The organism is Clostridioides sp. ES-S-0006-03, assembly GCF_020662275.1.
In the GTDB taxonomy this organism is placed as follows: Bacteria; Bacillota; Clostridia; order Peptostreptococcales; family Peptostreptococcaceae; genus Clostridioides.
On the sequence record NZ_JADGMM010000002.1, the window covers coordinates 404,353 to 425,600 of the forward strand.

Sequence of the window (21,248 nt, forward strand, 5' to 3'; positions counted from 1 at the left end):
TGTATTAAGGGGGATTTTCATATGAAGCTAGAGCTAGGGAATATATTTATAAAAAATGTTGAATTTGGCGAGAAAACAGAAGTAAAAGATGGCATATTATATGTGAATGGTAAAGAAATAGAACAGATAGCTTTAGAAGATGAAAGAATTGTAAGTGTAAATGTTGAACTTGCGAGACCTGGTGAATCAATAAGAATAGCACCAGTTAAAGATGTTATAGAACCTAGGGTTAAAATTGGAGATGAAAGCAAAATATTTCCTGGAATTATTAACAAAGTAAAGACTGTAGGAAGTGGAAGAACTCATGTCCTTTCAGGAGCTTGTGTTATAACTTGTGGAAATATAGTCGGGTTTCAGGAAGGTGTAATTGATATGAGTGGTCCTACTGCTAAATATACACCTTTTTCAAAAACAAATAATGTATGTATTGTTATAAAAGCAAAAGAGGGAATAGAAACTCATGATTATGAAGAAGCAGCTAGAATAGTTGGATTAAAGATAGGTGCCTATATAGGAGAAGCAGGCAAGGAAATTGAACCAGATGAAATAATAGTATATGAAACAAAACCACTATTAAAACAAGTGAAAGAATATCCAGACCTACCAACAGTAGCATATGTTCATATGTTGCAATCACAGGGACTTTTACATGATACTTATTATTATGGAGTTGATGCTAAACAAATAGTTCCAACATTTATGTATCCAAGTGAAATAATGGATGGAGCCATAATATCTGGTAATTGTGTTGCACCATGTGATAAAGTGACTACTTTTCACCATTTAAATAATCCAGTTATACATGACTTATATAAAAGACATGGAAAAGACTTGAATTTTATAGGTGTAATTTTAACTAATGAAAACGTATTTTTAGTTGACAAAGAAAGAAGTTCTGATATGGTTGCAAAGTTAGTGGAATTTTTAGGGGTTGATGGAGTATTAGTGACAGAAGAAGGATACGGAAATCCAGACACTGACCTTATGATGAATTGTAGAAAATGTAGTGAAGTTGGAGCAAGTGTAGTTTTAATAACTGATGAGTTTCCTGGAAAAGATGGAAAGAGTCAATCTATAGCAGATGCTACTAAAGAGGCAGATGCACTTGTTTCTTGTGGTCAGGGAAACTTAGTAGTCCATTTTCCTGCTATGAAAAAAGTTATAGGAACTTTGGATTATGTTGAAATGATGATTGGTGGATATAAAGGATGCTTAAATGAGGATGGAAGTATGGATGCAGAATTACAGATTATAATAGCATCAACTATAGCAAATGGTTACAATCATTTGACAGCAAGATATTATTAAATAAATATTTGAGTATAGGTTATTGTTAATACTATTATTAATTTAATTGATGTAATAACTATAAAGTAATTTGGAGGATTAAGATATGAGTAAAATCAGAGTTGTTCACTATATAAATAATTTCTTTGCTGGTATAGGAGGAGAAGAAAAAGCAGATATTCAACCAGAAAAAAGAAAGGGAGTAGTAGGACCTGGAATGGCATTTCAAAGTCAATTCAAAGATGAAGCAGAGATAGTTTCAACTGTAATTTGTGGAGACACATATTTTGGAGAAAATATTGAAAATGCTACTAGAGAACTTTTAAAAATGATAAAAGAAGAAAAACCTGATTTATTTATTGCAGGGCCAGCATTTAATGCAGGGAGATATGGAGTAGCCTGTGGAACTATTTGTAAAGCTGTTGAAGAAGAATTAAATATTCCTGTAGTTACAGGAATGTATAAAGAAAATCCAGGTGTAGATATGTTTAAACTAGATTTACACATAATAGCCACAGGAAATTCAGCAGCTAGTCTTAGAAAGGTAGTTCCAATAATGTCAAGACTAGGGATTAAATTAGTTAAGGGCGAAGAAGTAGGACCTCCCGAAGTAGAAGGATATATAATGAGGGGAATAAGAAAAAATTTCTTCCATGAATTTAGAGGTTCTGAAAGAGCAATTGAAATGCTGGTTAAGAAAATGAATGGAGAACAATTTGAAACTGAATATCCAATGCCAGAATTCGATAGAGTTACACCTGTAGAGGCTATCAAAGACTTATCTAAAATAAAACTTGCATTAGTAACTTCTGGGGGGATAGTTCCAACTGATAATCCAGATAAAATCGAATCTTCAAGTGCTACTAAGTATGGTATTTATGATTTAACAGGTATGAATTCTATGTCAAATAAAGATTTTACAACTATACATGGAGGTTATGATAGAGCATATGTACTTGAAAATCCAAACTTAGTTGTGCCATTAGATGTGGTTAGAGAATTTGAAAAAGATGGTGTGATTGGAGAGTTGGCAAATTACTTTATAACCACTACAGGTACTGGAACAAGTGTGGGTAATTCTAAGAGATTTGGAGAAGAATTTTCTAAAAAATTGGTAGAAGATAAAGTAGAGGCTGTAATTTTAACATCTACATGAGGCACTTGTACTCGTTGTGGAGCAACGATGGTAAAAGAGATTGAAAGAGCAGGTATAGCAGTTGTCCATGTTTGTACTGTAGTACCAATATCACTTACAATAGGAGCAAATAGAATTGTTCCAGCAGTAGGTATACCATACCCACTTGGGAATCCAAAGCTAGGAGAAGAAGAAAGTAAAAAAATTAGAAAGAACATAGTTTTAAAAGCCTTAAATTCATTAAAAGAAGATGTAGAAGGCCAAACAGTATTTGAATAATAAAAATATAGCACAACACTTAAATTAAAATAGATGTCATGAAATAGTTTTTAAAAATTATTTTATGATATCTTTTTTTATTAAGTAATTTAAAAATATTAAATATATTTGTGTGTTTTTAAATTTACTAGAATGGAAAATTAAATTTAGAGTATTGATACATAAATTTAAATTAGATATACTATGAAACGTAAAGTTATTCACTTTGGAACATATATTAAGCATACTAGAACAGATTAATTGAAAGAAAGAAGTTAACTTTATATAATAAAATAATATGAGAAAGAAGGTGTTACATATTGATTTCAATTGCTATTTGTGATGATGAATCATATATGCTAAATGATTTAAAAGAAAATATAGAGCTATATATGAATAAAAATAATTTATTATATAATATAGAGCTTTTTGATAAAGCTGAGACTCTATTATATAATCATGAATTATTTGATATTATCTTTTTAGATATACAGATGGAAGGTATTAATGGAATGCAAGCAGCTAAAAAACTAAGGTCATATGATAATGATTGTTTTATAATTTTTGTGACAGTTTTAAAGGAATTTGTATATGATGCTTTTGAAGTAGATGCTATAAATTACTTGCTCAAACCATTATCTAATGAAAAACTATCTAAGACAATGGATAGAATAATTATAAAGCTGGATAGTAATGAAAAAAATTATATAACAATACAAAAAGGGCACTCATATTGGAGGTTAAAAATGGCAGATATTTTATATTGTGAAGTTATAAAAAGAAAGATTTATATCCATTTAAAAAAAGAAATTATTGATTATTATGAAACTATTGATAGTCTAGAAAGAAGTTTACCAATAAATTTTTTTAGATGTCATCGTAGTTATATAATTAATTTACAAGCTGTATATAGCTATGAAAATGGTAATGTAGTTATGGAAAATGGAGATATGATACCTGTTTCTAGGTTACGTCAACAAGAATTTTCTGAAGCTATGCTTGAAAATATGAAAAATAGGAGGAGATAGCATGGCTAATTTATCTTCTTCTAATGTATTATTAGAATATAGTATTTTGTTCGTTTTTGCAGTAGATAGAAGTCTAATGGCAGTATTGCAATATTACTTTCTAATTAGTTTTACAAATACTAAGTCGAAATTTGGGGACTGTATTTTATACTTGTTAGTATCAGTTTTGTCAATTAGTATAAATACATATTTTAATTTATATAATTTATTTTATTCACGGCTTATATTTTTTCTACTGACTTTTTTGTTTGTAAAGTATGTAATAAAAAAATCTACAGTTTTATCTATAGTATTATCTCTATTAGTATATATAATTGAGCAGTTAGCATATGGATTTATAGCTCCATTTAATTACTTACTATTTATAAATAATACAGATATAAATATTTATAAATTTGTTATAAATACAGAGATTTCATTTTTTATTACGATTATAATAGTTGGATTTATATATTTGTATAGTGCTAAAAAATTTAATATTAAAACTGTAAAATTTGATAGATATTCAATAATTTTGATAATGCCATTGTTACTCATAATATTATTTTGGCAATCATTTGAGCATACTGGTTATTCAAGTTCAACGATAAATATCGATACAAAACTTCAAACTGTAAAATTATTAATGAATACATCTCTTACTAAAGAAATTCAAGCTTTCCTTTTTTCTTCAATTGGAATTATATGTGTTTTTTTCTCTTTATTTGAGTTTAAGAAATTGATGCAATATTTAAAAGAAGAGAAAAATAAGGCTATTTTAAACCAACAAATTCATTCTCAAAAAAATTACATTGAAGAAGCAAAATCTCGATTGTCACAAACGATGTCTTTTAGGCATGATTTTAATAATCATTTAGCTATTGTAAATGGATTGCTAAAAAAAGGCGAAATTTTAAAAGCACAAGAGTACTTAAATAAACTCGAAAAAATAACCAGTGACCTATCATTTTCTTGTAATACAGGAAATGTTGTAATTGATGCCCTTTTCAACAATAAATTAAGCATAGCAAAACAATTAGGAATACAGGTGGATTGTGACGTAATTATACCAAGTAATACTAGTATAAATGATGTTGACCTCTGTATAGTATTTGCCAATGCTATTGACAATGCAATTAAAGCTTGTAAATTTGTAGATAAACGAAATAGATATTTAAAGCTATCAACTAAACTAGATGGTGGATTTTTTATGATAGAAATAAGGAATAGTTATAATGCAGCAAATAATTACACAAGTGGTTCAGGTATCGGAATTTCAAATATAAGAGAGGTTGCTAAGAAATACCAGGGAGCTATAAGTATAGAGAATACATCAGATTATTTTCAAATAAATATATTACTAATTATTTCATTACACTATACTGACATTTCAGAACAATTAACTTGAAAATAGAATTTGTAACCAATATTATATATGTAAATAAAAGTATATATAAATGAAAAATTTAACATATAGAAATAGGAGGTTACTAAAATGAAAATTGAAAGTATAAGTGGTCAGACACCAAGGATGTCTAATATAGACAGTTCAGGTAATAACCAAAGTGAAATACAAAGTTTAGAACAGCAAAAAAAAGTATTGCAAGAAGAATTGGAGAAAGTTAAAAACGATAAAAGTATTGATAATGAAATGGCTAAGTCAAAAATAGAAAATTTAAAAAAAGAAATAAAAGAAATCGAAAGTAAAATTCAAGAATTAAAAGAAAAGAAAGCACAAGAGTCAGAGGGAGGACAAAATACTGTTTCTGAAGTGAAGAATAGTACATTAGATAGAAAAGAAGAAAATTCTAATAATAAAAATGCAAAAACACCATATGATATTTTTGAAAAAAGCAATGAAGAAGAACAATGGGACAATACTTATAGTCTTGTTCAAGACGATAAAAATTTAAAAGTAAAATTTAATAGACCTATATAGTGTATCTAGAAAATCAACTTGTTGAAATATTAATTAGTATTTTATATTCTTAAGGAATAACAAATATGTATAAACAAACATAAAGAAGTGTTAAAACACGTAGTTTTAGCGATGTTTAAAATAAATTATTATAAACTAACTGACTGACATTGAACTGACAAAACCTATTTTTTTAAGTTTAACTGACAACTAGTTGACAGTCAGTTTTGTTTATTTGAATAATATTTTACTTAAATTATCAGATGCTTTTTTATCCATTTCTTCAAGCACATGAGAGTATCTATTCATAGTTATTTGTATATATTTATAACATAATTTTTCTGAAACAACTTTAATGTTAGTGTCTCCTAATAAAAGCAAACTTGCGTTTATATGTCTTGAATCATATATTCTATATCTCTTAAATTATTTTTTTAACTAAAGAAAATTATACTATGATAAAGAGAACTGATAGGTTTGAGACTATTTATAAGGTATTAGATTTTATTAATAGATAGATTAGAAGGTAGCAACTAGAATTAGTTGTTACCTTCTTTTTGTTTTAATCATTAACTATATTAGTTTTCATACAGTTATATATTTCTTTCTAATTAAATAATATAATACCACTGTTATAATAACTACTAATATTATTGCTAATATTGTAATATCTAATCTTCTTATTTATAAACCTATTGCTATATATTCAAGATCTATTACATAGGGATAAAGTACTTCTAGCTTAACCGTTCTTTTTCTATCTATATTTCCATATGTTGATTCTAGTTTATTAAAATATTTTTCACTGCAAAAACTAGTTTTAGGTTTAATCAAATATATTATTGTAGTTACTATTATAATTCCTACTCCAATAAGTATAAGATAGATATTACCAAAATTCATAGTAGATACCTCCTTTATAATATAATCATCAACTTATAATTAGATTAATTTTCCTAATAAAAGTATAACGAGTATAAAGAGTATCTAAAATATTACAAATATTAACAAAACACATAAAGCGATAGAATAATCTGTAACAATAAAAAGAACGAAAATTATCATACTAAAACATAAGGCATGTTATAATTGTATTAAATAAGATTATTCATATACACTAGTACCCTTATAAAAAAGGGTGCTTATTTTTTTGGAATAAACATCAAAAGTGTTACTCGACACTCTTTAGATAGATTATTGTGTGAATATATTTATATTTGCTATGCAGAAAATTAAAATGAACTGTGATATAATAAAAATATTAGTGAGAAATGGAAAATGAGCGAAAGTAATTCTATGAAGCTTTGGCAAGCTGATAGCAATACAGTAGAATGAAATCCTATCAGGTAATGTATAACCAACCGCCTGTACTGAGTCTTTGGAGTTAAAGTAGTAGTATTAAATTTAAGTGTAATACAGGGAGTGATATATCTGAAATGAAAGTTATGTAATTAAGTTGAAAAATAATTCCAGACGATCAGATATACTATGAACGCCTGAAATTACAGTTCATAAAAAATTATCATGTGTTTGCGCTATCAAAATCCAAACCTCTTATGAGACTCCAAACAAAAATGTATATCTTCCATAAAAATATGTACTGTATGCTGATTGAATACGACATTCTTATCGATACAGTGGGAAAGTAGATATCAAGGATCTAGGAGTGGGTTGGACAATCTGATAATATAGAACAGCATGAAGTCATAAAGTATAATTGTATGGATGTAAAAGTTACTATTGATTTTCATGGTAGCCTAGATAAAGCTAGCATACCTATCTGGAATTCTTAGTGTGCAGACTTTAAGTATCACTTATTTGTGCTTGGACTTTCCTGTGTTTTGTAGTATAACTTCTCACTTAAAACTATTACATAATATGGTGGAAGACGCACGCCATTTTTATTACTTTTTGTGCCACAAGTGTTAGTGGCGGAATGGAGATTTCTATGTCAGAAGAAAAACAACATACCAATCACAAATGGGGAATTCTGTTCACCGTTGTAATCATGACTTTCATGACTACACTTGATACAAGTATTGTCAATATCGCATTACCAGTTATGATGTCGCAGATGAATGTGACTATGAGCAGTGTCGAATGGGTGGCCAGCATCTATCTTATTGTCACTTGTGCTACTATTCTGATTTTCGGACGATTGGGTGATACAATGGGAAAAGTCCCTATATTTCAGTTTGGTGTGCTATTGTTCACCATAAGCTCGCTGCTTTGCAGTATTACCCATTCATTGCCATTCTTGATTATGATGCGTGCTTTGCAGGGACTGGGCGGTGCGGCTGCGTTGGCGACCAATCAAGGGATTATCACTGAGTCCTTTCCTGCAGAGGAACGTGGCAAGGCGCTGGGATTTGTAGCCACTTTTGTGGCGCTGGGTAGTATGGCTGGACCAACGATTGGTGGATTGATTCTGAGTATACTACCATGGCCTTTTATCTTTATCATCAACATTCCTATTGGGTTTGTTTCACTGATAGTTGGGCTAAAGACCTTGCCACGCAGAAAGCTGGCGTACTCAGGTCGGATGGACATCAAAGGGGCACTGCTGATGACTATGTCCATCGTGTTGATTTTCATTCCTATCACGTTGTTGCAAAACGGTGTAACATGGTCGCTGATGCTCATGCTGGGGGTGGGCGTTTTGTTGCTTACTCTATTTTTCATTGTGGAGCGTTGTACCAAGGATCCTCTTATCCCTTTGAGGATTTTCCGTAATAAAATGTTCATAATTAATCTGATTACCATGCTCACTATTTTTATAGCGATTGGTGCCCACAACATTCTCCTGCCATTTTATTTGCAGGATGTACGAGCTTTCGGTCCAGGGCTCGCGGGGATACTGTTAACAGTAACGCCTGTTGTTATCGCAGTTGTGGGTCCACTTAGTGGTATCCTGTCCGACCGTATTGGATGCGAGTTGCCAACTATGTTAGGCCTGTTTTTCAATGCCACAGGTATGCTTCTGATTGTCTTTTTGACTAAGTTTACCCCTATCGCCATACTTGTATGTTTCCTATTTGTAATTGCGCTTGGAGCAGGACTTTTCCAGTCACCCAACAATTCTTTGGTCATGGGCAGTGTTTTAAATAGTGAGTTGGGGCTTGCTGGTAGCCTTGCTGGTCTTATGAGATACATGGGGATGTCCATAGGCGTTACGCTTAGCACTTCGATGTTATACAACCGCATGAGTGCAAAAATCGGATATCCAGTTACTAATTATGTACAAGGACGTCCAGATGTGTTTCTGTATGGTCTGCACTGGGTGTATGCCACTTTGGCAGCAATCGTTCTGTTGGGAGCGACTTTCACAGTAGTTCGATTTATCTATGCAAAAAAGAATAAAACTGTTTCCACTTAGGAAAACAGCCTCTAGATATAATACTGTGTAAAGGTATTGTTGTATAATGGATAAAAATACAATACCATCTAGAAAACGTCTTTTTTTGTATTTAATAGTAGCTATCTTTTTCTTGTGGATAAAATGTGAGAAACTTTTAAGAAAATTGTGGATAAAACATTTTACTGACATAAGTTTTTGGCTTTTATTTTAAAATGTTGAAATATCAACAAATAATTACATAAAAACAGAGAAGAGATTATTTTCTTAAGTAATAATTGCATAAATATACTATATTTATGTAAATTTACATATAGCTTTATAACTACTATTTATGAATTTCTATTTTAAATTTTATACCAAATATAAATATTAGTGACTATCCTCTTAAGGTTACTTGTGGTTTTAATGCAAATGTTTTTAATGCAAATAAAAAAAGAGATTTTAAAATCTCTTTTTTTATTTTTATTTTATATTAATTATTTTTTAAATTTATATTTTTTGCATCAGATTTTCTAATAGCTAAATCAAATCCTCTAAATCTAATCACTATAGGATCATTAAGAGGGGCTATTTTTTTTACTTCAACTTCAGTGCCATCTATTAATCCTAAAGCAAGAAGTCTCTTCATAAGTTTTTCATTCCCAGCTATATTATCTATAATTCCCTTTTGTCCAAGTTTTAAGTTGTAAACAGTCATTATTAACACCTCCTAATGAAAATCATTATCAAGTTCTATACTTATAATATATAATAAAAAAGCTAAATTGTCAATATATAACAAAAAATAAACATACTAGCTTAGTATGTTTATAAAAAATAGTATACAAGGGATACTAATGGCATCTAGTAAAAAACCACTTACTAAGGGAACAACCAAAAACGCTTTTGGAGAATCTCCGTATTTTTGTGTTAAAGAGCTCATATTGGCTAAAGCATTTGGAGTAGCACCTATTCCATGTCCAATTAAGCCACTTATTATGATGGCAGAATCAAAATCTTTTCCAAGTATCTTAAAACAAATAAAGATTGAAAATAAAATTATAAAGATTACTTGAAAAGTTACTATTAGAAGAATTGGAGGCAATAATGTTGATAATTCAAATAAATCTATATTCATAAGTGATAATGTTAGAAAAATTCCTAATGAAAGTTCTTTTAGAAACTCTATAAGTTTAAAATTTAACTCCAGTATATTTATTTTGTCATTTAAATTTCTAAAAATAACTGCTGAAAACATACAAGTCACAACAGAAGGTAAAAGAATGTTACATGTCATATAAAATATTCTGCTTATAATTTCTCCTGTATTTATACAAATAAATATAAGAAGAACTTGCTCCAAAAATATAGTAGGAGTTATCTTTTGGGACGAGTTATTTTGGATTATTTTATTCCTGTTTCTAAAAAATTTATTCATTACTCTCATTGAATCTTTTTTATATTTAAGGCTTGATAAATCTGCTTTTGTTGAAGGTTGCAATTTATACTTTTCTATTAGAAATCTAGCAACAGGGCATCCCAATATCCCGCCTATAATAAGACCTATTGTTGCAGCCGATAAGCCAACTCCAACTGCACCATTTATACCAAGACTTTCTATTGTAAGCCCAAATGCAGCCGAGTAACCATGACCACCTTCCATAGATACATTACCGCACATAAGTCCTAAAAGTGGTTCAAGTTTTATAATTTTTGATATTGATATGGCTATGATATTTTGACAAAATGCTAATATTCCACATAAAATCCAATATCTAAATAATACACTACCACCTTTTTTTATAAGGTTTATGCTTATTTCAAGTCCAATAGTTGTAAAAAAGAAAGTTATGAAATTTGGCATTAAGTTTCCACTCACAGAGATATCTGCTATATGAAAGTATTTAAGAAATAAATTTAAAAAACAAAATAATAGACCTCCTATTACTGGTGCAGGTATACAGAAGTTATTTAAAAATTTAATCTTATTCTTTAACAGATTACCAATTAAAAAGAATAGCATAGATAAGGTTAAAGTTTGTATAGTATTAAAAGTTAAAGTAATCAAAATAAGTCCTCCTTTGTAATTTAAAAATTTAAAATTGCCTTTATATAATTTAAATTATTATGTAATGGAATTTTTACTATCAAATGTATATTAATAAATGTATATTAAAAAAAATCAATGGATATAATTAGATAATTATAAATTAAATGAGAATATTTTACTAATACACAGCTTTTAACATGAAAAATTTTAGTATATTGTTATAATAGAAATAAGACTTAAAAACTTATCAATAGAATATATTATTTATAAGTATAAAAGGAGGATAAAATGTTTGAAAATTTACCTAAGATAGAATTACATTGCCATTTAGATGGAAGTGTTAGAGTAGAAACTATATTTGATATAGCACTTAAAGAGAAAATAGACTTACCATCAGATAATATTGATGAAATAAAAAAATTATCAAAAGTTCCACATGATTGTACTTCACTTGATGAATATTTAAAAAAATTTGATTTACCTCTAAAAGTTATGCAATCTAAAGAAAGTTTAAAAAGAATTACTTTTGAACTTTTGGAGGATGTAAGTAAAGAAAATATTAAATATATAGAAATTAGATTTGCTCCATTACTTCATACTCAAAATGGGTTGAGTGCTAGAAGTATAATTGAAAGTGTGGTTGAAGGAATTAGAGATGCTGAAAGTATTTATGATGTAAAAGGGAATTTAATATTAGGTTGTATGAGAACAATGACCTCAGAAGAGGCATTGTTGGTGATTGAAGCAGGTAAATCTTTTATAAATAGAGGTGTTGTAGCAGTAGATTTATGTGGTCCAGAGAAGGACGGATTTTGCAGTGAATATGAAGAAGCTTTTAAATTGGCAAGAGATTATGGATATAAAGTTACAGTACATGCAGGAGAAGCTGCAAGTGGAAAAAATGTACTAGATGCTATAAATATTTTAAAGGCAGATAGAATTGGCCATGGTATAAAAATTAATGGAGAAAAAGATGCATATGATTTAGTTAAAAATAAAAAAGTATTACTGGAAATATGTCCAACCAGTAATGTACAAACTAAGACAGTAGATTCTTATAAAAGTCATCCATTTTACGATTTTTATAAAGATAATTTGAATGTAAGCATAAATACTGATAATAGAACTGTGTCAGATATAAGTTTAAATTCAGAACTAAATCTAATATTTGATATATTTAATCTAAATTTAGAAGACTATAAAATAATTTATAAAAACACAGTAGAAGCAAGTTTTGCAGATAAGGAGACTAAAAAATATTTATACAGTCTAATTTAGTAGGTTAAATGAACTATAACTTTAAATCAATTAAGTAAGTTAATTAAATTTGTATTTTAGAGTAGGAGATAAATTTGAAAAATTATAAAGAGATTTCTTATAATGAATTAGCAAAAAAAGAATTAGAACAATGGAAGAAAGATATATTAAAAAAACCGTCTATATTTGATAAGGCGTCAAAAGGTATACAAAATAAATTCAATGGAGTCTTGCCAGATAAATACCATGAAATAATGACTTCTTCAATAAAAGGAATGACAAAAACTGTATTGTTTGGATATAAATATGCGACAAAGACACCAATTAGAAATATATCTTTAGAGGAAAGGGAAAAGCTAGTTGATGAAAAGGCTAAAAATTATAAAACTACAGCAATGATTGAAGGAGCAGGTACAGGAGCTGGAGGGATTTTTTTAGGGCTTTCTGATTTTCCTCTACTTTTAGGTATTAAGATAAAATTTTTATACGATGTTGCTTCAATATATGGATATGATGTCAAAGACTATAGAGAAAGAATTTATATACTAAATATATTGCAGTTGGCCTTTTCTAGCCAATCTCATATAAATACAACATTTAAATTGATGGATAATTGGGATGAGTATATAAAAAATTTACCAAATGATATCAATGATTTTGATTGGAGAACATTTCAGCAAGAATACAGGGACTATTTAGATTTAGCCAAATTTTTGCAACTAATGCCTGGAATAGGAGCATTTGTAGGATTTTATGTGAATGGAAAATTAATTGATAAATTACATGAAACAGCAGTATTTGCTTATAGATTGAGGATTAGAGAGTTTAATTAATAAGTGTTAAAATTTTAAAAATGACTATAAAATATATCTATATATATATTGATTTGCATTGATAAAAACAATGATGAGTGAAAGGTAAAGCATGATAAAATCTAATGTAGAGGTTTGTATTTTAATGGAAATATTTAAGTTTTACTGTTTAAAATACAAAATGAATTATAAAGAGAAGTAATTGGGAGGAATGTTTTCATGGCAAATTTACCAAAACAATTTGATAGTTTTAATGAAGCTAGACAAAAAGGATTTATAAATGCAAAGGAACTTAAAGAAAGTGGGAAAAAAATGGTTGGAGTGTTCTGTACATTTACTCCAGTTGAAATTCCAATGGCAGCAGGAGCAACAGTAGTAGGTGTTTGTGGAGTTAGTGAAGAACCAATTCCAGATGCAGAAAAAGTATTACCAAGAAATCTTTGTCCTTTAATAAAATCAAGTTATGGACATGCAATAACAGATACATGTCCATATTTCTATTTTTCTGATTTATTAATAGGAGAAACTACCTGTGATGGCAAGAAAAAAATGTATGAAGAACTTGCAAAGGTTAAACCAACATATGTAATGCATTTACCAAATACTGCAAAAGGTGAGTTTGCTTATAAGCTTTGGAAAGATGAAATGATAAAATTAAAAGATGAAGTTGAAAAGTCTTTAGGAGTGACTATAACAGAATATGATATAAGAGCTGCTATAAAAGATAAGAATGAAGAAAGAGAACTTCTAAAAGAGTTTTATGCACTTGGTAAATTACAGCCATCTGCACTTACAGGTCTTGAACTTCATAATGTTCTATATCAAGCAGGTTTTAAATTTGACCGTGCTGAACTTAAACAATCTTTAAGAAAAGTTATAGATGATATGAAAGAAAGATATGAAAAAGGAGAATGTCCAATTACAAAAGATAAACCAAGAATTCTTATAACAGGTTCTCCAATTGGTGGAATAAGTGAAAAAATAGTTAAAACTTTAGAAGATGCTGGAGCATCAGTTGTTGCATATGAACTTTGTGGAGCTATAAGATCAAATGATTTATTAGTTGATGAAGAAAATGAAGATGTGTATGATGCTTTAACACAAAAATACATAAATATAGGTTGCTCTTGTATGATGAACAATGACCATAGAATTGAACTATTAGATAGAATAATAGATGAATATAATGTAGATGGTGTAATAGATGTAGTTTTACAAGCCTGTCATACATTTAATATAGAAAGTTACAGAGTAAGAGAATTTGTTACAAAAGAAAAAAATAAGCCATTTATGTCTCTTGAAACTGATTATTCAAAATCAGACACTGAACAATTAAGAACTAGATTTGAAGCGTTTGTGGAGATGTTATAGGAGTAAATAATAGGAGGGTTTATGTTTAGTATAGGAGTGGACTCAGGGTCAGTAGCAACAAAAGGTGTGTTATTTGATGGTCAAAAAATTGTCAAAAAAATAATTATACCAACTGGATGGAGCCCTAAAAGTACATCTAAACAAGTTTATGAGTTGTTAAGCGATGGAATTGATAAAAAAGATATAAAAAAAGTAGTAGGCACAGGTTATGGCAGAGGAGTAATGGACTTTGCTGATAAGAAAGTAACCGAAATAACGTGTCACACTAGAGGCGTTTACTTTTTAAATGAGAATGTAAGGACTATTTTAGATGTAGGTGGCCAAGATAGTAAAGTTATAAATTTAGATAGAGATGGAAATGTATTTAATTTTATAATGAATGATAAGTGTGCTGCTGGTACTGGTAGGTTTTTAGAAATTACTTCTAATCTTTTGGGGAGTGATATAGAAAGTATTGATACACTAGCTCAAGGAAATGAACCAGTTAATATATCTAGTATGTGTACAGTTTTTGCAGAGTCAGAAATAGTAAGTCTCTTAGCTCAAAATATTTCTACTGGAGATGTAGCAGCAGGAATACTTAAATCTATTGCAAATAAGTCAACATCAATGCTAGCAAGAGGAGAAATAGTAGATGAAATTGCATTTACTGGAGGCCTTGCAAAGAGTAAAGTGTTAGTAAAAATGATAGAAGAAATATTAGATAAAAAAATATTTATTGCAGAAGATACTCAGATAATGGGGGCTCTAGGAGCTGCAGTAATTGGATTTAAATAAAAATATCTTAAATAATAAAATAAAAAGTTGAAGTTATCCAAGATAATTTCAGCTTTTTATTTTATTCTATTTATTTTTAAAGGAAAACTTTGGTATAATTGATTTAAATGATTATATATTTAGAAATAATCAATATTTAGTCATATATAGTATTAAATCTTTAAAAATTAGCTCGAAGTTAGGGGGAGAAAGTATGAAAAAGTTTGCTTCAAGAAAAGCATCAAGGTTTATTGCATTATTTTTAATTTCTATTTTAGTAATGTCAACGATTCCTGTGTCAGCTGAAAATGGAAATACATTGAATCAGATAAAAAAAGCTGAATACAGTGAGACCTATAAACAATATCTAGAAGATGCTAAAAATGGACGTACAGAAAAATATAATGGTATTATACCAAATCCATATCAATTGGAAGGTACTAAAGTTCAAAGCAAAGGAAGAACAGCTCCAGCATCTTATGACCCAAGAAAGTTAGGATTAATGACATCAATAAAAAATCAAGAAAATCTTGGAATATGCTGGGACTTTGCAGCTATGGCAACTTTAGAAAGTTTCCTGAAATTGAAGAATTATGGAGACTATGATTTATCAGAAGAACATTTAAGATGGTGGGCTTCAGAAGGTGAATATGGATGGACTGTAAATGATATGGATGGTGCTTTAAATTATGAAGCTATGGGATACTTAACATCTTGGTCAGGTCCTAAATTGGAAAAAGATATTCCATATAATGGTAAAATATCTAAAGCACAAGGAGCAACAAAACCAGCTAATATGAATACAGCACCAACTGTCTTTAATGTAACAGATGCTGTATGTGTAAGTAATGATATGAACTCTACAAAAAATGCTATATTACAGTATGGAGCAGTAACATCAGGTTATTATGAAGATATTAGGTATCAAAGTGAAGACCAAAATTCATATTATTGTCCAACAAAAAGTTTTAACACTAACCATGCTATTTCAGTTGTAGGTTGGGATGACAATTATTCTAAGGATAACTTTAATTCAAGCAATAGACCATCAAAAAATGGTGCATGGCTAATAAAAAATAGTTGGGGAGATTATAATTCTGAACGTGGATACTTCTGGATATCTTATGAAGATAAGACTCTTATGTCTGATATAGATAATTTCTCAATCAGAGGAGGTCAAAAACCAAATGATGATGAAAAAATGTATCAACATGACTATGCAAGTATTGTTCCTTTAATTTCAAACAAGATAACAGCTGCAAATGTATTTGACTTTAATAGGGGAGATGAGACTCTAAAGTCTGTAATGTTTTTAACTGAGAGTATAGGAGCTAAGTATGAAATATATTATGCTCCAGTAGTAAATAGCATACCTCAAGAAAATAACATGAAAAAATTAAAAGAGGGCACTACACAATATTCGGGATACATAACAGTTCCAATCGATTCTTTTGATATACCAGAAGGAAAAGGTGCTATAGTAGTTAGCATAGAAGATAAAAGTGGAGAATCAACTATAGGTTCAGAATCAAATGTTCCAGGTTACGATACGTTTAAAGCAAAAGCAAACTTAGGAGAAAGTTACATTATAGATAGTACTGGAAAATTCTATGATATAAATAGAGATAGCAAGTTTTATCCATGTAACTTTACTATAAAAGCTGTTACAGAAAAATCTTCTGGGGAAAGTATTCCAAATGAATCTTTAATTGGTAGTGATAGATATGAAACTGCCATTAAAGTTAGTCAAAATGGCTTTAGTTCTTCAGAAAATGTAGTTTTAGTAAATGGAAGTTCAATAGTGGATGCATTGGCAGCAACTCCTTTTACATCTGCTATCAATTCACCAATACTATTAACACAAAAGGAAGCTTTGAATTCAAAAACTAAAGCTGAAATACAGAGATTAGGTGCAAAAAAAGTATACTTAATAGGTGGAGAAAATTCCATAAGTAAAGAAACTGAACAACAATTAAAAAACTTAAATATATCAACTGAAAGAATATCAGGAAGTGACAGATATAAGACAAGCTTGCTATTAGCTCAAAAACTAAATAGTATAAAAAATGTTTCTCAAATAGCTGTTGTAAATGGTGTAAAAGGTTTGGCTGATGCAATTAGTGTAGGTGCAGCCGCAGCAGAAAATAATATTCCAATTATACTTGCAAATGAAAAAAGCGAATTACAAGGAGCAGATGAATTTTTAAACTCACTAAATATAGAGAAGTCTTATATTATTGGCGGTACAGTATCTTTATCAACTAGTTTGGAAAGTAAACTTAAAAATCCCACTAGATTATCTGGTAGTAGCAGAGACGAAACAAATTCAAAGATAATAGATAATTTTTATAAAAAAGATACTTTGAAAAATGCATATGTAGTTAAAAATGGAATCAAGAGTCAAAATGATTTAATAGATGGATTAGCAGTTGGCCCTTTAGGAGCAAAAAATGCGTCACCAGTAATTTTGGTTGGTGATAAATTAGCTGATAGTCAAAAAGATGTTCTTAAAAATAAAACTTTAGAAAAAGCAACTCAAGTTGGTGGAGGTGCAAATCAAAACGCCTTTAAGGAGTTAGTAAAATTAAAAAGTGCTAAATAAGATAGATACTAGTAGATTAATATATTTCTAGTAGAGAGTGTCAAATGTAAGCTGTAAATAGTTATTTTAATTATTGATAACTGAAACAATCAATAATTATAAGATTCTATTTACAGCTTTAAATATATGTATTAATATTTTAAGTGTATAAATAGAAAAGGGTTATTTTTATATAGAAAGTCTTACATCCTATATAAAAACAACCTGTATTTAATTAACTTTTTTATATAGTTCTAATAGCTATTATAGAGCTAAGTGGTAAATATAGTGTGTAAGTCTCGTTTAAAGATGGATTAGATTCGTCTATATATCTTGAACAAAGTGTAATTGATAAGCTGTCTGCTTCTATAATTTCCCCATATAAAGGGCAACTGCTAAAATAAGAATTTACTTCAACATATTTATTTAAGTTTTCTTGAACAAAATCATAAAAACGATTTTTTGTAGTAGTAGTCATAAAATCAACTCCTTCATTTTTTATTAAAAATGGAACTTTTAAAAAGATAAATATGATTACTGCTATTAGAAACTAAGTTAAAAAATAAGCAAATAGATATGAAAATAGAATAATATATTATTTATACTTTAATTATAACATTATAGCATAAAAAAAGCTATATAAAATTCAGAATTTTCGAAGAATTTTAATGGAATTAAGAAATTTATTGACATTAAAGTGGAAATGAATTATATTGACTGTAAAGATTAATTTAGTCAAATAGGAGGTGAAAGGATGCCTAAATCATATTCTGATAAAGAAAGAGAATACATAGTTAAAAGACTTAAAGAAGAAGCTAGTTTGTGCATTGAGCAATATGGTATTAGAAAAACTACTGTTGATGAGCTTGTAAGACGAGCAAATATTCCAAAAGGAACTTTTTATCTGTTTTTTCAATCTAAAGAATTACTTTTTTTTGAAGTATTGAGAGATATACATGATTCAATACAAAATCAAATGTTATATGAATTAGAAAAACTTGATGACAGTGTTACATATGAGCAGTTGACAGATATATTTATGAAATTTTATAAGTTAGTTGATGATACTTCAATTTTAAATCTGTTAATTAATGGAGAATTTGAAATACTAATGCGAAAATTACCAGATTCTATAATTGAAGAACATTTTAAACATGATGATTTTGAAATTAGTAAGATGATATCTTATATTCCAAATGCAAAAAATAAAAGTGTAGAAAACTTTAGTGGTGCGTTTAGAGCAGTATTTCTTACTATGTTATACAAACATGAAGTTGGTGAGAATTGCTTTGATGATGCTTTAAGATTGATGATAAGAGGTCTAGTTATACAACTTATGGAATAAATTCTTAAACTTGTTTGCTAATATTTTTACTAAAAAGTATTAACAAACAAAAAAATTGATTTTTATTGACTATATAGTTAAAATAGTCAAATATATAAAAAGGTGGGATAAAAATGATTAAAGTTGATAATTTATCATTTAGTTATACAAATAAAAAATTTTTACAAAATATTAATTTTGAAGTAGGGAAAGGAGAAATACTAGGATTTTTAGGACCATCAGGTAATGGTGTGTTAGTACAAAAAATAAAATGAATTATTATAAAAAATTGATGGTAAGGTTCTTATTTTCATCAATAACTATAGTATCTATAATACTAGTCCATAAGGTTCTTTTTTCTTGGTCGCTTAAATCAGAGTATATTTTTTCGAAGTTAATTTCTAAAAAACTTCTTATGTTTTTTAAATTTATTATAGATTTTTTTTCTTCACTATTATTATTTTCTAATTTAATTAACTGTGTATTAAGTTTTTGATACTTAAGTTTGTAATCTTCTTTATCTATTAAGTCGTCAAAATATAAATCTTGAAGTTTATTTATTTGTTTTTTTATCTTATTCTTAAGTTGATTGTTATTATTTTTATTTTTACTTTTATTGTTATTAGATTCATATCCAAAAGCAATTTCTTCTAATTGTCTCCTTACATTTTTCAATAAAAAAGCTTCAAGTTTTTTTTCTGATAATCTCTTTGTATTGCTACATTTTTTAGTAGTCTGAGATACATGACATCTATAATATTTATAGATTTTTTTATCAGAGCTTAAACAATATGTACCACTCATTTTACGACCACATTTACATATTACCATACTAGAAAAAATGTACTGCATTCCTAAACTATTAAGATATTTATTATTATAAACTTTAGTATTTTTTGATAAAAGTTTCTGGACAGTATTAAATTGTTCAGAGCTTATAATTGCATTACAAAAGTTTTCTACAACTAAATCATTGTGAATATATGTACCTGTGTATATATTATTTTTTAATAATTTATAAATAAAATTATAAGAAAAATTAGCATCAAAAGAGTTGTTTATATGTTGTAAAACTTTTATCATAGAAGTTAATTTCTCATAAGAAATAAAACATTCTCTTACTATTTCAGCTTTTTCCTCATCAATTACTAAGTGTTTATCAACAATCTTATATCCAAAAGGTGTACTTCCACTAATAACTTCGCCACGTCTAATTTTATTATTAAAAACAAATTTTATTCTTTCACTTGTTTGTGAAGCTTCATTTTCAGCAACTGATAACATTATATTTATATGTAGTCTACCAGCAGCAGTTGAAGAGTCGTAGTTTTCTAAAATAGTTTTCCAGTCACATTTATGTTTTTCCAATGTTTCCATTATTTTATAGTAATTTTTGACACCACGACTTAATCTGTCAATTTTAGTTATCATAACTAAATCTATTTTGTTGTTTTTCACATCTTCAATCATGCGTTGTAAATTAGGTCTTTTTAAGTTTGTTGCAGAATAACCTTCATCTATGTATTTATCTACTATAATAAAATTATTATCTTTTGCGTATTGTTCTAAAGCTTCTGTTTGTGTTCTAATACTATCTCCATGCAATACTTGTTCTTCTGTACTAACACGTATATAAAGAGCAACACGTTTTATTTTATCCATTGTAAAACCCTCCCAACTTATGTCTAGTGCCTAGTGTAAATTCACTAGGCACAATTAAATAGAATTAATTAATATTAAGTTTATTTTTCAAAGCTTCTTGCAATAACTGAGAAAAATTTATATTATTTTTTTCAGCTTCTTTATTTAGCCACGAAGGTATAGTTAAAGTTTTTTTAATTGACTTACTATCATATTCTTTTATTGTTTCTTTTAAATTAACTTTTACCAATATAGCAGTTTGATTTTCTTTAGTACTAATATTATTTAGTTGTGTAGGTTTTGGAATTTCTAAACCATCTGAATATAAATCAAATAGTTCCAGTTTTAAAGCATCCTCTGCCATAAGGAAAGCTTTTTCTAAGTTCTCGCCACAAGTTATTATATTTGAAAAATCATAAAAATTAACTTCATAGTCACCTTTATCATGTTTTGCTATAACTGCTGGAAATATATATTCATTTTTATACATATTTTCACCGCCTTTATAAAATTA

General features: G+C 28.4%; 18 protein-coding genes and 1 pseudogene. 13 read left to right on the plus strand and 6 right to left on the minus strand.

Annotated elements, in window-relative coordinates:
• Positions 1 to 21: 21 nt before the first annotated feature.
• The 5 genes from grdG (at position 22) to IR151_RS04090 (ending at position 5,626) form a co-directional block, all read left to right on the plus strand.
• Complete coding sequence (grdG, locus tag IR151_RS04070; protein ID WP_227433241.1) at positions 22 to 1,308, plus strand: sarcosine reductase complex component B subunit alpha; 1,287 nt, start codon at positions 22 to 24, stop codon at positions 1,306 to 1,308.
• Positions 1,309 to 1,393: 85 nt separating this feature from the next.
• Positions 1,394 to 2,701: a sarcosine reductase complex component B subunit beta gene (grdF, locus tag IR151_RS04075; RefSeq protein ID WP_227433242.1), complete on the plus strand. Its 1,308-nt coding sequence runs from the start codon at positions 1,394 to 1,396 to the stop codon at positions 2,699 to 2,701.
• 299 nt (positions 2,702 to 3,000) lie between these two features.
• Complete coding sequence (locus IR151_RS04080) at positions 3,001 to 3,708, plus strand: LytR/AlgR family response regulator transcription factor (RefSeq protein ID WP_227433243.1); 708 nt, start codon at positions 3,001 to 3,003, stop codon at positions 3,706 to 3,708.
• A gap of 1 nt (position 3,709) precedes the next feature.
• On the plus strand, positions 3,710 to 5,095 hold the full coding sequence (locus tag IR151_RS04085; protein ID WP_227433244.1) for a sensor histidine kinase: 1,386 nt from the start codon (positions 3,710 to 3,712) through the stop codon (positions 5,093 to 5,095).
• Positions 5,096 to 5,182: 87 nt separating this feature from the next.
• Positions 5,183 to 5,626 (plus strand): FlxA-like family protein, encoded by a 444-nt coding sequence (locus tag IR151_RS04090; RefSeq protein WP_227433245.1) that lies wholly within the window; start codon positions 5,183 to 5,185, stop codon positions 5,624 to 5,626.
• A gap of 564 nt (positions 5,627 to 6,190) precedes the next feature.
• Here IR151_RS04090 and IR151_RS04095 read toward each other — a convergent pair.
• Positions 6,191 to 6,508: pseudogene (locus IR151_RS04095) on the minus strand (hypothetical protein).
• Between the two features lie 1,045 nt (positions 6,509 to 7,553).
• Here IR151_RS04095 and IR151_RS04100 point away from each other — a divergent pair.
• Positions 7,554 to 8,981, plus strand: a complete 1,428-nt coding sequence (locus tag IR151_RS04100) for an MFS transporter (RefSeq protein ID WP_227433247.1) — start codon at positions 7,554 to 7,556, stop codon at positions 8,979 to 8,981.
• 454 nt (positions 8,982 to 9,435) lie between these two features.
• On the opposite strand, the gene IR151_RS04105 is transcribed toward IR151_RS04100, so the two are convergent.
• Positions 9,436 to 9,660, minus strand: a complete 225-nt coding sequence (locus IR151_RS04105; RefSeq protein WP_003423664.1) for a FeoA family protein — start codon at positions 9,658 to 9,660, stop codon at positions 9,436 to 9,438.
• Between the two features lie 96 nt (positions 9,661 to 9,756).
• Positions 9,757 to 11,010 (minus strand): sodium/glutamate symporter, encoded by a 1,254-nt coding sequence (locus tag IR151_RS04110; protein WP_227433248.1) that lies wholly within the window; start codon positions 11,008 to 11,010, stop codon positions 9,757 to 9,759.
• A 270-nt stretch (positions 11,011 to 11,280) separates the two neighbouring features.
• Between IR151_RS04110 and add the strand changes: the two genes are divergently transcribed.
• The 5 genes from add to IR151_RS04135 all read left to right on the plus strand — a co-directional run bounded on the left by add (position 11,281) and on the right by IR151_RS04135 (position 17,790).
• A complete protein-coding gene (gene add / locus IR151_RS04115; protein ID WP_227433249.1) occupies positions 11,281 to 12,270 on the plus strand; it encodes an adenosine deaminase in 990 nt (329 codons plus the stop codon).
• A 74-nt stretch (positions 12,271 to 12,344) separates the two neighbouring features.
• Positions 12,345 to 13,082, plus strand: a complete 738-nt coding sequence (locus IR151_RS04120; protein WP_227433250.1) for an EcsC family protein — start codon at positions 12,345 to 12,347, stop codon at positions 13,080 to 13,082.
• A 198-nt stretch (positions 13,083 to 13,280) separates the two neighbouring features.
• Complete coding sequence (locus IR151_RS04125) at positions 13,281 to 14,432, plus strand: double-cubane-cluster-containing anaerobic reductase (protein ID WP_227433251.1); 1,152 nt, start codon at positions 13,281 to 13,283, stop codon at positions 14,430 to 14,432.
• A gap of 21 nt (positions 14,433 to 14,453) precedes the next feature.
• On the plus strand, positions 14,454 to 15,209 hold the full coding sequence (locus tag IR151_RS04130; RefSeq protein WP_227433252.1) for an acyl-CoA dehydratase activase: 756 nt from the start codon (positions 14,454 to 14,456) through the stop codon (positions 15,207 to 15,209).
• Between the two features lie 193 nt (positions 15,210 to 15,402).
• Positions 15,403 to 17,790, plus strand: a complete 2,388-nt coding sequence (locus tag IR151_RS04135; protein ID WP_227433253.1) for a cell wall-binding repeat-containing protein — start codon at positions 15,403 to 15,405, stop codon at positions 17,788 to 17,790.
• Positions 17,791 to 18,013: 223 nt separating this feature from the next.
• On the opposite strand, the gene IR151_RS04140 is transcribed toward IR151_RS04135, so the two are convergent.
• Positions 18,014 to 18,247, minus strand: a complete 234-nt coding sequence (locus IR151_RS04140; RefSeq protein WP_227433254.1) for an ATPase — start codon at positions 18,245 to 18,247, stop codon at positions 18,014 to 18,016.
• Positions 18,248 to 18,523: 276 nt separating this feature from the next.
• Here IR151_RS04140 and IR151_RS04145 point away from each other — a divergent pair, with 276 nt between their 5' ends.
• The gene (locus IR151_RS04145) at positions 18,524 to 19,114 is read left to right on the plus strand and encodes a TetR/AcrR family transcriptional regulator (RefSeq protein ID WP_227433255.1); all 591 of its coding nucleotides are present in this window, start codon (positions 18,524 to 18,526) and stop codon (positions 19,112 to 19,114) included.
• Between the two features lie 113 nt (positions 19,115 to 19,227).
• Positions 19,228 to 19,368, plus strand: coding sequence for a hypothetical protein (locus tag IR151_RS04150; RefSeq protein ID WP_413927345.1), 141 nt, complete (start codon positions 19,228 to 19,230; stop codon positions 19,366 to 19,368).
• A gap of 4 nt (positions 19,369 to 19,372) precedes the next feature.
• On the opposite strand, the gene IR151_RS04155 is transcribed toward IR151_RS04150, so the two are convergent.
• Both IR151_RS04155 and IR151_RS04160 read right to left on the minus strand, forming a co-directional pair.
• A complete protein-coding gene (locus tag IR151_RS04155) occupies positions 19,373 to 20,755 on the minus strand; it encodes a recombinase family protein (RefSeq protein WP_227433256.1) in 1,383 nt (460 codons plus the stop codon).
• A gap of 64 nt (positions 20,756 to 20,819) precedes the next feature.
• Positions 20,820 to 21,224, minus strand: coding sequence for a type II toxin-antitoxin system HicB family antitoxin (locus tag IR151_RS04160; RefSeq protein ID WP_227433257.1), 405 nt, complete (start codon positions 21,222 to 21,224; stop codon positions 20,820 to 20,822).
• Between the last annotated feature and the right edge of the window lie 24 nt (positions 21,225 to 21,248).